This window comes from Vibrio diabolicus (genome assembly GCF_011801455.1).
Classification (GTDB): Bacteria; Pseudomonadota; Gammaproteobacteria; order Enterobacterales; family Vibrionaceae; genus Vibrio; species Vibrio diabolicus.
Genome location: NZ_CP042451.1, coordinates 2,706,111 through 2,718,207 on the forward strand (window position 1 = coordinate 2,706,111; position 12,097 = coordinate 2,718,207).

Genomic DNA, 12,097 nt, shown 5'->3' on the forward strand with positions numbered 1-12,097 from the left:
AACCAGATCTAAATAACAGACCAGTTCTTTATCTCGATCAATTAACAATACAATTTAATAACCAACAAAACAACAATCTATACAATTAAGAAACAATAGAGAAATTCACTTAATTATTGAGCAAACATAAAACAATCATGAAGAGCAAAAAACTGAAAACTAAAGGCTTCAATTTTAAGCAATTTTGTATTGAGGGCGGCGAGAGTGGTATGCCCGTCAGCACTGATGGGGTCATGCTTGGTGCTTGGATTCAAAGCCCGAACAACGCTCAAATTCTCGATATTGGCACTGGCACCGGGTTGCTTGCCCTGATGTGTGCCCAACGCTTTACAGAAGCTCAAGTAACCGCGGTCGATATTGAATTAACAGCCATTGAAGCTGCGCAAAAAAATGTGGTTCAGTCGCCTTGGTCAGCTCGTGTGAGTGTGCATCATTCTGACGTACTAGACTTTACGCCGACGCATCCATTCCAACGTATCATTTGTAATCCGCCCTACTTCAATAGCGGCGAGCAATCGAAACACAGTCAACGTGCAACCGCGAGGCACACTGATACGCTACGCCACAACGCATTGCTACAACGTTGCTATCAGTTGCTTGATGAACAAGGGAAAGCTAATTTTGTGTTACCAATCACCGAAGGCGAACGGTTTATTGAACTAGCATTACACCAAGGTTGGCATCTATCGCGAGTCTGTCGTGTACAGCCATCAGAAAAGAAACTGGTACATCGACTGTTATTTGAACTGGCGAAGCAGCCTTGCGATACTCAAGAATCACATTTAATAATTCATTCGCATGACGGTTACAGTGACGATTTCGTCCAATTAACCCGCGAGTTTTATCTTAAGATGTGAAATAACATGTGATCCTTATCACCAATCACTTTATAATGTGCGACCTTTTTGTATTCTATGCTGTTGTGGCGAACCATTAACCAAGCTTTGCTTGTGGAGAACTCATTGTGATCAGAACCTTTGCTGAACTTGATCTAGACCAAAACCTACTTGAAGCCATTGAAGAGATGGGTTACGAACGCCCAACAAAAATTCAGGCAGAAGCGATTCCACAAGCGTTGGATGGTCGTGACATTCTAGCGTCAGCGCCAACAGGTACTGGTAAAACGGCAGCCTTCGTTCTGCCAGCATTGCAATACTTGCAAGACTTCCCTCGTCGCAAGCCTGGACCTGCGCGTATTTTGATCCTAACGCCGACGCGCGAATTGGCGATGCAAATCGCTGATCAAGCACGAGCTTTGGCAAAAAACACTAAACTGAACATTTTCACCATCACAGGTGGTGTTCAATACCAAGAGCACGCCGATATCCTTGCGACAACACAAGACATTGTGGTTGCAACGCCTGGCCGCTTAAAAGAATACATTGATGCAGAGCGTTTTGATTGCCGTGCGATTGAATGGTTAATTCTGGATGAAGCAGACCGTATGCTAGACATGGGTTTTGCTCCTACTGTTGATCGTCTATCTAACGAGTGCCGCTGGCGTAAACAAACCCTTCTGTTCTCAGCAACTTTAGAGGGTAAAGGCGTAGAAGGCTTTACCGCTGATCTGTTGAATGACCCAGCAGAGATTGATGCAAAATCGCCACTGCGTGAACGTAAGAAGATTGCTCAGTGGTACCACCGTGCTGATGATGCAGAACACAAGCTTGAATTACTAAAACACATTATTACTCAGCAAGCAGAACGCACCATTGTCTTCTTGAAGACACGTGAGCGTTTGGCAGAGCTACGAGCGCAGCTTGAAAGTGCACAGATTCCATGTTCTTGGATTCAAGGTGAAATGCCTCAAGATCGTCGTAACAATGCGATTTCTCGCTTCCGCGATGGTACTGTAAACGTGCTGCTCGCGACGGACGTTGCTGCGCGTGGTATCGACCTTCCGGATGTGTCACACGTTATTAACTACGACATGCCACGCACGGCTGATGTTTACCTTCACCGTATTGGCCGTACGGCTCGTGCGGGTAAGAAAGGTAATGCTATCTCTATCGTAGAAGCACACGACCAACCAATGATGGATCGCGTTGCACGTTACGTGAAAGAAGACATCAAAGAGCGTTTCGTGAAAGAGATGCGTCCGAAACACAAAAAACCTGTGTTTAAGAAGAAAAAGAAAAAAGAAGACAAGAAGAAACCAGCGAAAAAGAAAACCGCTAGGAAGAAATAATTTTGTTAGGGCGAAATAGCCCAAGCTAAAACATAACAAAGGGTTGGCACTGCCAACCCTTTTTCGTTTGTACTGATAGAGGTTAACGTAGACTAAGTCTCAATCAGTTTTAGTTTTGCTCTTCGCGTTTAAATACTAACTCTGTTGGTGTCGATTCATCTTCAACAAAGTAGTAACCCGCCATATCAAACTTAGTCAGGTCTGCCACGCTCTCAATACGGTTTTCGATGATGTAACGCGCCATCATGCCGCGCGCTTTCTTCGCGTAGAAGCTGATGACCTTGTATTGGCCATTCTTACAATCTTTGAATACTGGCGTGATCACTTGCGCATCTAAGTTCTTTGGCTTTACCGCTTTAAAGTATTCATTTGATGCAAGGTTGATAAGGACGTTATCACCTTGAGCAGAAATCGCTTCGTTAAGCTTGTCCGTAATAACATTGCCCCAAAACTGGTACAAGTTCGTACCTTTGTCGTTTGCAAGCTTGGTACCCATTTCAAGACGGTATGGCTGCATCAAATCAAGTGGTTTTAGTAAACCATAAAGACCCGATAGCATACGCAAATGATCTTGGGCATACTCGAAGTCCGCCTCAGATAAGGTTTCGGCGTCTAGTCCTGTGTAAACATCACCTTTAAACGCTAGGATCGCTTGTCGTGAGTTTTCTGTGGTAAACGTTTCACTCCACTCTTGAAATCGCCCGACATTCAAATCGGCAATCTTGTCGCTCACTTTCATTAAAGAGGCAACATCAGCAGGAGTCAGTTTGCGGCAAACATCGATAAGCTCTTTTGAGTATTCGACCAACTCAGGTTGAGTAAATTTTTCTGTCGCTAACGGAGACTCGTAATCAAGAGTCTTCGCTGGAGAAACTACGATAAGCATGACTTTCCCTTCTCTAATTCTGTTTTTTAATAGGGTACAAAAAAAGCCATGCATTGTCTGCATGGCTTTTTACATCGTACTAATAGCTTTCAACTATGAGTGATAGCTCACTTAGTCTTTTTTATCGTTGTACCAAATGCCTTCTTCAAGCTGAGATTTCAGCTCAGGGAAGTCATTCGCATCAAACGTTGGCACTTTACCTTCACCAAGTTGGCGGTTGTAATCTTTTGCTAGCTTAATCACGATGCCAGATAGCAAGATGATTGCCACCAAGTTGACTATCGCCATCAGCCCCATCGAAACATCAGCAAGTGACCATACGACTGGGAGCGAAGCAAGTGCACCAAACATCACCATACCAAGAACAACAACGCGGAAAATGCTTAGGCCCGCCTTATGGTTGTGCTCTAGGAAGATTAGGTTCGTTTCAGCGTACGAGTAGTTCGCGATGATTGATGTAAATGCAAAGAAGAAGATTGCCACGGCAACAAAGATGCCACCCCAATCACCAACTTGCGAGCTCAATGCACGCTGAGTTAGCTCGATACCCGTCACTTCTGTTGCTTGACCGACATACTCACCTGACATCAGGATGATAGCCACTGTCGCTGAACAGATAACGATCGTATCCATAAATACACCTAGCATCTGAACATAACCTTGAGATGCAGGGTGTGGTGGGTAAGGCGTTGCTGAAGCCGCCGCGTTTGGCGCAGAACCCATACCCGCTTCGTTCGAGAATAGACCGCGTTTAATACCGTTAATCATTGCCTGTGCAATCGCGTAGCCAAGACCCCCAGCCGCCGCTTCTTGCAGACCAAATGCACTCTTAAAGATAAGCATTAATACATCAGGTAGCTTCTCTAGATTAGAGAACATGATGAACAGTGCTAGAGCCAAGTAAAGCAGCGCCATGATCGGAACGATCATCTCTGCGACTTTTGCGATACGCTTGATACCACCGAAAATTACAATCGCAGACAGTACTACAACCGCGATACCAACGTACAGGTCACTCCAACCAAATGCGGTGCTCATTGCATTTGCAATTGAGTTAGCTTGTACGGCGTTGAATACCAAACCAAAAGCGATGATTAGGAAAACTGAGAACAATACGCCCATCCAACGCATGCCCAGGCCTTTTTCCATGTAGTAGGCAGGACCACCACGGTAGTTGCCATCATCATCTTTGGTTTTGTATAGCTGCGCCAGAGTACTCTCTGCAAACGACGTTGCCATACCAAGCATTGCGATCAGCCACATCCAGAAGATCGCGCCAGGACCACCTGCAGTCAATGCAACTGCAACGCCCGCCATGTTACCTGTACCAACACGTGCAGCAAGACTAGTACAAAGCGCTTGGAAAGAAGAAATACCAGCTTTGTCTGCTTTACGACTGTTCTTAAGAACAGAGAACATGTGGCCGAAATGGCGGAACTGAATGAACCCTAATCGAACGGTGAAGTAAATACCAACACCAACAAGAAGATAAACCAGAATCGAACCCCAAAGGAGATCGTTCATCAAATTGATTAAGTCTGTCATGTGTACCTCAAAGTGAGTTGCGCCGGTCTATGCGTCCAAGCCATCCACCAAATTGCCTGCTAAGTGTCAAAGTGTGCTTAGCTTTTTAAGTAATGTTTATGGGCAATCTAGAATCGTAAACGTCGCTTCATGCATCCATTTTACGTACCAGCGTATTTTTTGACGGGCGGATAATGCAACCTAGGAGCGCAAAAATCAATATGCAACCATGATAATAACATTGTTATTTTTCACTATAAAGTCACCAAAAAATAACATAAATGGAAGACTTAACACCCATAAACCGCAACATTTCAATTACCAAATGCCAACATAAATAATTATCGCCCACCAAACAGAACGGAGCCCCATATAATTAAGACCAAGCTAGTATTCACAAGGTGTTACATAAATTTGCTCTAGTGCCTTACCATCTAATTGAACACTATTTCATCAAACTGGTTTTATGCAACTTTGACCTTTGCACTGTCTCCCCACTCGCCAAATCGAATTAACATTGAAAATCTCTCTATTTAATCGTTTTCTTGAGATCGTTTGTGCATTTTTTAGCCACCACATTGCCATGAAAAGTGTGATTTTGAGAATATTTTTGCACGAAAATGTCATGCTACCGACACAAATGCGAAATATATCATGGTTATTCTCACGGCTATTGTGGTACTTAAAAAACTCCACAAGGACTGGTTACAACAGTTTAGCTTAAGAAAGGTAAAGGTGGCTTATGGAAGGCTTTCAACTAGATGACATTTTTAATCTGGATACTACCTCAACAACCAAATCTCGTGCCAAACCAGTAAAGCGAAAGTGGCGTGAAATAGAAGAGATGAACGACAGGCGCAATTTGCTTAAAGAGCTACGCGAACTTGATGCCTGTACCGACTACAACTTGGAAGACATTAAACTCTAATTCAAACAAAAGGCACCTTAAGGGTGCCTTTTGTTTTTGTTTACAGTAACCGTAAACGGCTTGAGTTTAAGCGTCAGGATTTGAGTATGAGTACCGTTATTACTCAATAAGAATTTTCCTGTCTTTTAGTTGAGAAGCGCAAAAGATAAATTTGCGTCCAATTCTCAATAAATAAGAAATGCAGCTAACAAATCCGAGTGATACTTTCGCTCGCTCAGGTTTCATCGCACACACTTAAACATACTCAGCATCACTTTGACGCACACGTTCAGCTAACTGTTTATAACGATCGGCAATGGTGTCACCAAAAACTGGGTCATCTTCACTGACGCTCCATAAGCTTTCAACATGCTGCCAATCCTCGGTAGTGAACAGCTCCTCAATGAGAGGCAGGATTTTTCGTTCCTCTAACTCCAAGTGGCGTCTTTGTGATTCAATGAAGTCCTCTAGGTGGGCCACAAACATGTCTTGAGGCACAACAGCATCCTGCAGGATCATCTCTATCAAGGAAGCAAACTCTTTGGTTTTACTTGCTAACTCTTGGTGTTCTTTCTCTAAGTTTTCCATGGTCTGTTGCTTACCATAGTGCTCAAGAAAGTGGTGATAGAGAATATCTTCTTTCGGATGGTGAACTTTTTCTGAATGATTAGAGAGGTAATCAACTATCTCGCTTACTAATGCGTAGTTGATCGCACGTTCTTCTTTTATCTCATTAAGTTTATGGCGCAGTATCGCCAACAGACGAACCATATAACCGTGTTCGCGTCGAATTCTTTCGATCATCATAGCGTCTCTCCTTAACACCTACTTTTAATAAGTGTACATGAGAAATTTGCCATCAGCCTCGAGCGTGCTCAAAAAAACAGCGATAATGGCAGCATTATCGCTGTCTCTTCTTTTATACAGTTAATGGCAAATGCCAGTTGATTGGTGCTTTCCCTTGCGAGGCAAGTAACTGGTTTGCTTGAGAGAAATGCTTACAACCAAAAAAACCTCGGTGTGCTGAGAGTGGTGATGGATGTGGTGCGGCTAACACATGATGTTTATTGCGATCAATAAAGCGCCCTTTCTTCTGAGCGTGAGAGCCCCACAATAAAAACACCACGCCTTCCTGATGCTGGTTTATCGCTTCAATCACTCGGTCAGTGAACGTTTCCCACCCCGTTTTTGAATGTGAATGCGCTTTACCTTGCTCAACCGTCAATACCGTATTGAGCAGCAATACACCTTGCTCTGCCCAGCTTTGTAAGAATCCATGCTGAGGGATTTGGAACCCTTCAATATCTTGAGCCAGCTCTTTATACATATTAACGAGTGATGGTGGCGTTTTGATTCCAGGAAGAACGGAAAAGCACAAGCCATGCGCCTGATTTGGACCATGGTATGGGTCCTGCCCCAGAATCACTACTTTAACATCGTTAAACTCGGTAAAACGAAACGCATTAAAGACATCTTTCGCTGGCGGAAAAATCGCTTTGCCTGCAGCGCGTTCTGCTTCTACAAAATTCAAAGTGTCTACAAAGTAGCTCTGTTTTTTCTCTTCGCCGATCACATCGTGCCAAGTGGGTGACTGATTCATGGAAAGTTCCTGTCCTAAATTTTGCTTCTATTCTAACGAGCGAAACCCAAACAAACAAAAACTTACCACGAACTTGAGAACAGTAATAAAAGACTAATGCTTCTGTGGCGTTCGAAAATGCCCCTGTCCAGTAATGTGACGATTAGGCATCGGCAAACGAAGCACGCGGCGGCTATATGCGTAAGAAGCAAAAGAGTGTGGTCGAGACATAGTGGCATCCTTCTTTCTTAATTCAAATTGACTTAAGTGACTAAGAAAGAAAGGTGCCAACTCTGTGATCACATCATTGGTTATCTATCGCCGCTAGATGAAACTGACGCAGTGCGTTGATTTCTTGCTGCCAGATGTCCGGATCAATTGTTTCTAAAATCAGAGGGATACCATCAAATCGAGGGTCTTTAGCGATGTACTCAAAACAATCCCACCCGATCTCTCCTTTGCCTAATGAGTGGTGGCGATCCACTTTGCTGGCAAACTCAACTTTTGAATCATTTAGATGCATTGCTCTTAAATAGTGCATCCCAACAATACGGTCGAATTCAGCAAAGGTATGCTCACAATCCTCTTTAGTACGCAGATCGTAACCGGCGGTAAACGTGTGGCAAGTATCGAGACATACACCAACACGTTCTTTGTCTTCCACTTGATCGATGATTTCAGCAAGATGCTCAAACTTCCAACCTAGGTTTGTACCCTGACCAGCCGTATTCTCGATTACCGCGATCACATTCGGCACCGCTTTGTGCGCAAGATTGATCGACTCTGCGATCGTCGCTAAGCACTCCTGTTCCGAGACTTTCTTTAAGTGGCTCCCAGGGTGAAAGTTCAGCAACGTTAAACCCAATTGATTACAACGCTCCATCTCATCGATGAATGCAGCGCGTGACTTATCCAACTTATCCGCTTCTGGTGCACCTAAGTTAATTAGATAAGAGTCATGGGGAAGAATATGTTCTGCGCCGAAACCCAGCATTTTACAGTTCGCTTTAAACGCACTGATGGTTTTTGCTTCTAAAGGCTTCGCCACCCACTGGCGTTGGTTTTTTGTAAATAGTGCGAACGCATTCGCGCCAATTTCGCGAGCTCTCAACGGCGCTTGATCGACCCCACCAGCAGCAGAGACATGTGCACCAATGAGTTTATTCCCAAGCTTGTTTTTCATGTTTGTCATTTAATCACTTTAGACTTTCAGTATTGCTACCTAAATACAGATAGTTGCGTTAATCAGTTTAAACTTTAAGCTTAACTTGTAGTAAATTTACAACAAAATTAGTTATTAAATATTTTTTATATTATCAAATAAATTGTAATTAGTTTGTTTTCAAAGGTTTTATTGATTTAACTCAATAAAATTACCTTAATAAAAATAATGTTTTTGGTTGTTTTTTGACTTAAATCAATATTAAAATAGTGGATATTAGCTATATAATACTCAGCTCAACGAAAATTCGAAAATTAACACCAATAATCACCACGTAAGTGGTCTAGGAGATAGTGATGATCCAAGGTATCCAAATTACAAAAGCGGCAAACGACGACCTACTAAACTCTATCTGGCTATTAGATAGCGAAAAAAATGAAGCTCGTTGTGTTGCTGCAACTGCTGGCTACGAAGCAGACCAAGTTATCGCAATCAGCGATCTAGGTGAATACGAAAGCCGTGAAGTAGCAATCGAAACAGCTCCTCGCATCGAAGGCGGTCAACACCTAAACGTGAACGTGCTTAAACGCGAAACACTAGAAGATGCAGTTGCACACCCAGAGAAATACCCACAACTAACTATCCGTGTTTCTGGTTACGCAGTACGTTTCAACTCGCTAACTCCAGAGCAACAACGTGATGTCATCGCTCGTACTTTTACTGAGACGCTATAATCTCAATAAAATCGACTTACTCACATTTAAAAAGCTTGGTCTCAATGGCCAAGCTTTTTTTGTTTTTCCATGCATCTAACCGTTCTGTTCCTTTACGGAGCATTTCTCTGTGACGGATCCTTCTTAAACACTTCAGCCAATGAGGTTGGGTCAAGCCTTTCTCTTTGTTGTGAAGCGCCTTCAGACCACCAAATGAGTTGATGTATTGTGCGATTCATATAGCTGTCCCACTGCGTCTGCTGCAATTCATCCGCAACGACACCCTGTTCGTCAAACACTTCTTGCGCTTTCGGAATGTGAATCATCGCCGAGACAGGTAAACATCCAAGTTCAGATAAGAAGGTACGCATCGACACAGCAGCTCGAACACCACCCCATTGTCCAGCAGAATAGGTCACGATAGCACTTGGCTTATAAGAAAACAGCGAACTACCAAAATGGTTAAGCATGTTTGCCAAAGCAGGGCTCATCGAATGGTTGTATTCCGGACTGAGCATCACGTACCCATCGGCGCTTTTAATTTTGTCTGCCAGTTCTCTCAAGTGGGCTGGCACTTTAGCGCGATGGTAAGCAAACTCAGGCTTAAACACGTCGTCAAAGTCGTAGTTCAATGGGTCAATGATTTCGACGGTATGTTGGGAATACTGATTCTTAAACAACGTTTCACATGCTCTACTCACTCGCATGCCCAAGCGGGCTGGTCGTGGCGGTGTGCTGTCTCTTACCGAGCCAAGAAAAATCAAAAAATGCATGCTTCTATTTCCATCTTTAAGTTCGTTTCTCAATCATAAAGAGAGTCGAGACTTACTGACAATAAAAAAGGCGAATGATTGCTCATTCACCTTTCGTCGTTCATCATTTTAATAATTACTGTACACGGCGCAGTACTTGTTTCAATGCATCAAAGTCTGCGTCTAGCTCTTCCGATAGCAGCTCCATCGCAGCGTGCTTCGCGAGCGGTGCAGGAAGATCGATGTCTGATTCTAGAATATCATCCACCACTTCTTTGAACTTCGCTGGGTGCGCAGTACATAGGAACAGACCGGTTTCACCGTCTTGCAGTTGCTCTTCAAGAACGCGGTAAGCAATCGCACCGTGCGGTTCACATAGGTAGCCCAATGAATACAGGTCTTTCACAGATTGTGCGCTTTGCTCATCTGAAACCGCGCCTTTACCTAGTGTCTCTAGGCCCCACTCTTTCACTCGGCAAAGCTCTTCAATACGAGGCCAGTTGTTTGGTTGGCTCACGTCCATCGCGTTCGATGTCGTTGCAACCGTTGGTTTTGGCTCCCACTTACCTGTTTCTAGGTAGCGCGGAACCGTGTCATTAGCGTTAGTTGCAGCGATAAAACGTTTGATCGGCAGACCCAGCGCTTTTGCCAGTAGACCAGCAGTTAGGTTACCAAAGTTACCACTTGGTACAGACACAACTAGGTTTTCACGCTCTTGTTTGCTCATTTGCGCAGCTGCTTCAAAGTAGTAACATATTTGCGCCATCAAACGGCTGATGTTGATTGAGTTTGCAGAATTCAGACCGATCTCTTCACGCAGTGCGGAATCATCGAAAGCTTGCTTAACCAGAGCCTGGCACGAATCGAAGTCGCCATCGATCGCGACAGTGTGAATGTTCTTGCCTAGCGTACAGAATAGCTTCTCTTGCAGTGGGCTAATCTTGCCTTTCGGGTAAAGAATCACAACGTTGATGTCTTCCATACCATAGAAAGCGTGCGCAACGGCTGCGCCAGTATCGCCAGAAGTCGCAGTCAGAATGGTGATCTTGCCACCGTCCGATACCGCCGCAAGAGATTGCGCCATAAAGCGACCGCCAAAATCTTTAAATGCCAGCGTTGGACCATGGAAAAGCTCTAACGCGTAAACACCATCTTTGACTTGATTGATTGGCGCCGGGAATTGGAACGCTGCGTCCACAAGCGCGTTGACTTGCTCTTCCGCCAGCTCATCACCGATAAACGCTGATAAAATCTTAGTGCTACGAGAAACAAAGTCTTCTGCCAGTAGCGCATCAACGTCTTCAAACTTTGGTAATTCCGATGGGAAAAATAGACCTTGGTTACGGCCTAACCCTTGGCGAACGGCTTGGCCAAAGGAAACTTGTTCATCATTTTCTTTTATATTGTAAAGCTTCATAGCTCACTTCCTGTTACTTTCGAACCCTGCTTATCTAGACGACAAACATGGACGAATCCTTCTTCGTTTTGTACGTAGTTCTGTTCTAACCAGCGAGCAACTCGCTCAGCGACATCTTTCTCTTTGCAAATACTGAACAGTGTCGGCCCACTGCCAGAAATACCGGTAGCCAATGCACCCGCAGAGGCTGCGTATTGACGTGCATTCGCAAAGCCCGGAAGCAGTTTCTCACGATACGGTTCTGCGATCACGTCTTTGATCATTTTTGCAGCTAGCTCTGGCTGACCAGAATGACACGCATGAATAAAGCCCGCAAGGTGACGACCATGAGCGATGATATCTTGTCGGCGGTATTGAGATGGTAGGATCTCACGCGCTTCTGCTGTTGATACTTTGATTCCCGGATACGCCATGACCCAGTACCAATCATCAAAACAAGGCACTTCTTGACTGATGATACCAAGCTCTTCAAGCATCAACTGGACACCACCAAGGTAACACGGCGCGACGTTATCGTAGTGAATACCACCAGAGATTTTGCCTTCCATTTCCCCCATCAGTGCTAGCAGCTCAGTCTCATTCAGCGGTTGACCATGGAATCGGTTTAAGGCATCCAGCGCCGCCACGATAGAACATGCACTTGAGCCTAAACCTGAGCCTATTGGCATGTTCTTTTCTAGCGTCATTTCAAGTGGTTTTAGCTCAACACCTTTTTTATCTAGCTCGCGAGAAAACACCAGCCAACAATCGTAAACGATGTTTTCTTTTGGCTCTGTAGGCAACTTAGAGACAAAATTACCCGCAGTTTTCAGACTGAACGGCTCAGTCCCTGCCTTAACTTGCACTCTGTCACCTAGCAAGGTCCCATCCACTGGGGACACCGCCGCCCCCAACACATCAAAACCAACACTTACATTACCAATTGATGCTGGGGCATAAACCACTACATCCATATCACTTGAACTCATT

Annotated in this window: 12 protein-coding genes; 4 read left to right on the forward strand and 8 right to left on the reverse strand. The window is 44.3% G+C overall.

Going from position 1 to position 12,097, the window contains the following annotated elements; genetic code table 11:
• Nucleotides 1–137: 137 nt before the first annotated feature.
• Together FR741_RS12825 and srmB are read left to right on the forward strand one after the other, a co-directional pair.
• Nucleotides 138–857, forward strand: coding sequence for a tRNA1(Val) (adenine(37)-N6)-methyltransferase (locus tag FR741_RS12825; RefSeq protein ID WP_167426881.1), 720 nt, complete (start codon nucleotides 138–140; stop codon nucleotides 855–857).
• 107 nt (nucleotides 858–964) lie between these two features.
• Nucleotides 965–2,188 (forward strand): ATP-dependent RNA helicase SrmB, encoded by a 1,224-nt coding sequence (gene srmB, locus FR741_RS12830; protein ID WP_139059940.1) that lies wholly within the window; start codon nucleotides 965–967, stop codon nucleotides 2,186–2,188.
• Nucleotides 2,189–2,297: 109 nt separating this feature from the next.
• Here the strand turns inward: srmB and yaaA are convergent, their stop codons facing one another.
• Nucleotides 2,298–3,074 carry a peroxide stress protein YaaA gene (gene yaaA, locus FR741_RS12835; protein WP_167426882.1) on the reverse strand — a complete coding sequence of 259 codons (777 nt, stop codon included), beginning with the start codon at nucleotides 3,072–3,074 and terminating at the stop codon, nucleotides 2,298–2,300.
• Between the two features lie 111 nt (nucleotides 3,075–3,185).
• Complete coding sequence (locus FR741_RS12840) at nucleotides 3,186–4,619, reverse strand: alanine/glycine:cation symporter family protein (RefSeq protein ID WP_005396293.1); 1,434 nt, start codon at nucleotides 4,617–4,619, stop codon at nucleotides 3,186–3,188.
• Between the two features lie 721 nt (nucleotides 4,620–5,340).
• On the opposite strand from FR741_RS12840, the gene FR741_RS12845 reads away from it, so the two are divergent.
• Nucleotides 5,341–5,526: a DUF3545 family protein gene (locus FR741_RS12845; protein ID WP_005396294.1), complete on the forward strand. Its 186-nt coding sequence runs from the start codon at nucleotides 5,341–5,343 to the stop codon at nucleotides 5,524–5,526.
• 234 nt (nucleotides 5,527–5,760) lie between these two features.
• Here FR741_RS12845 and FR741_RS12850 read toward each other — a convergent pair whose 3' ends face one another.
• The 3 genes from FR741_RS12850 to nfo form a co-directional block, all read right to left on the reverse strand.
• On the reverse strand, nucleotides 5,761–6,312 hold the full coding sequence (locus FR741_RS12850; protein WP_005396296.1) for a hemerythrin domain-containing protein: 552 nt from the start codon (nucleotides 6,310–6,312) through the stop codon (nucleotides 5,761–5,763).
• Nucleotides 6,313–6,424: 112 nt separating this feature from the next.
• Nucleotides 6,425–7,105 carry a uracil-DNA glycosylase gene (gene ung, locus FR741_RS12855; protein WP_005396298.1) on the reverse strand — a complete coding sequence of 227 codons (681 nt, stop codon included), beginning with the start codon at nucleotides 7,103–7,105 and terminating at the stop codon, nucleotides 6,425–6,427.
• 283 nt (nucleotides 7,106–7,388) lie between these two features.
• Nucleotides 7,389–8,276, reverse strand: coding sequence for a deoxyribonuclease IV (nfo, locus tag FR741_RS12860; RefSeq protein WP_046873969.1), 888 nt, complete (start codon nucleotides 8,274–8,276; stop codon nucleotides 7,389–7,391).
• Between the two features lie 326 nt (nucleotides 8,277–8,602).
• On the opposite strand from nfo, the gene grcA reads away from it, so the two are divergent.
• The gene (grcA, locus tag FR741_RS12865; RefSeq protein WP_005381814.1) at nucleotides 8,603–8,980 is read left to right on the forward strand and encodes an autonomous glycyl radical cofactor GrcA; all 378 of its coding nucleotides are present in this window, start codon (nucleotides 8,603–8,605) and stop codon (nucleotides 8,978–8,980) included.
• Between the two features lie 92 nt (nucleotides 8,981–9,072).
• On the opposite strand, the gene FR741_RS12870 is transcribed toward grcA, so the two are convergent.
• From FR741_RS12870 to thrB, 3 genes are all read right to left on the reverse strand, one after another.
• Nucleotides 9,073–9,732 (reverse strand): NADPH-dependent FMN reductase, encoded by a 660-nt coding sequence (locus FR741_RS12870; RefSeq protein ID WP_167426883.1) that lies wholly within the window; start codon nucleotides 9,730–9,732, stop codon nucleotides 9,073–9,075.
• A gap of 115 nt (nucleotides 9,733–9,847) precedes the next feature.
• A complete protein-coding gene (thrC, locus tag FR741_RS12875; RefSeq protein WP_167426884.1) occupies nucleotides 9,848–11,128 on the reverse strand; it encodes a threonine synthase in 1,281 nt (426 codons plus the stop codon).
• Nucleotides 11,125–12,081, reverse strand: coding sequence for a homoserine kinase (gene thrB, locus FR741_RS12880; RefSeq protein WP_041852994.1), 957 nt, complete (start codon nucleotides 12,079–12,081; stop codon nucleotides 11,125–11,127). Before thrB ends, thrC begins: the two co-directional genes overlap by 4 nt.
• Nucleotides 12,082–12,097: the final 16 nt, after the last annotated feature.

What these genes read in the sequence shown, in the direction of transcription:
- FR741_RS12840 (WP_005396293.1), bottom strand. Translation starts at nt 4,619, where the DNA reads ATGACAGACTTAATCAATTTGATGAACGATCTCCTTTGGGGTTCGATT.
- FR741_RS12825 (WP_167426881.1), top strand. Translation starts at nt 138, where the DNA reads ATGAAGAGCAAAAAACTGAAAACTAAAGGCTTCAATTTTAAGCAATTT.
- FR741_RS12845 (WP_005396294.1), top strand. Translation starts at nt 5,341, where the DNA reads ATGGAAGGCTTTCAACTAGATGACATTTTTAATCTGGATACTACCTCA.
- grcA (WP_005381814.1), top strand. Translation starts at nt 8,603, where the DNA reads ATGATCCAAGGTATCCAAATTACAAAAGCGGCAAACGACGACCTACTA.
- thrB (WP_041852994.1), bottom strand. Translation starts at nt 12,081, where the DNA reads ATGGATGTAGTGGTTTATGCCCCAGCATCAATTGGTAATGTAAGTGTT.
- thrC (WP_167426884.1), bottom strand. Translation starts at nt 11,128, where the DNA reads ATGAAGCTTTACAATATAAAAGAAAATGATGAACAAGTTTCCTTTGGC.
- FR741_RS12870 (WP_167426883.1), bottom strand. Translation starts at nt 9,732, where the DNA reads ATGCATTTTTTGATTTTTCTTGGCTCGGTAAGAGACAGCACACCGCCA.
- nfo (WP_046873969.1), bottom strand. Translation starts at nt 8,276, where the DNA reads ATGACAAACATGAAAAACAAGCTTGGGAATAAACTCATTGGTGCACAT.
- ung (WP_005396298.1), bottom strand. Translation starts at nt 7,105, where the DNA reads ATGAATCAGTCACCCACTTGGCACGATGTGATCGGCGAAGAGAAAAAA.
- FR741_RS12850 (WP_005396296.1), bottom strand. Translation starts at nt 6,312, where the DNA reads ATGATGATCGAAAGAATTCGACGCGAACACGGTTATATGGTTCGTCTG.
- yaaA (WP_167426882.1), bottom strand. Translation starts at nt 3,074, where the DNA reads ATGCTTATCGTAGTTTCTCCAGCGAAGACTCTTGATTACGAGTCTCCG.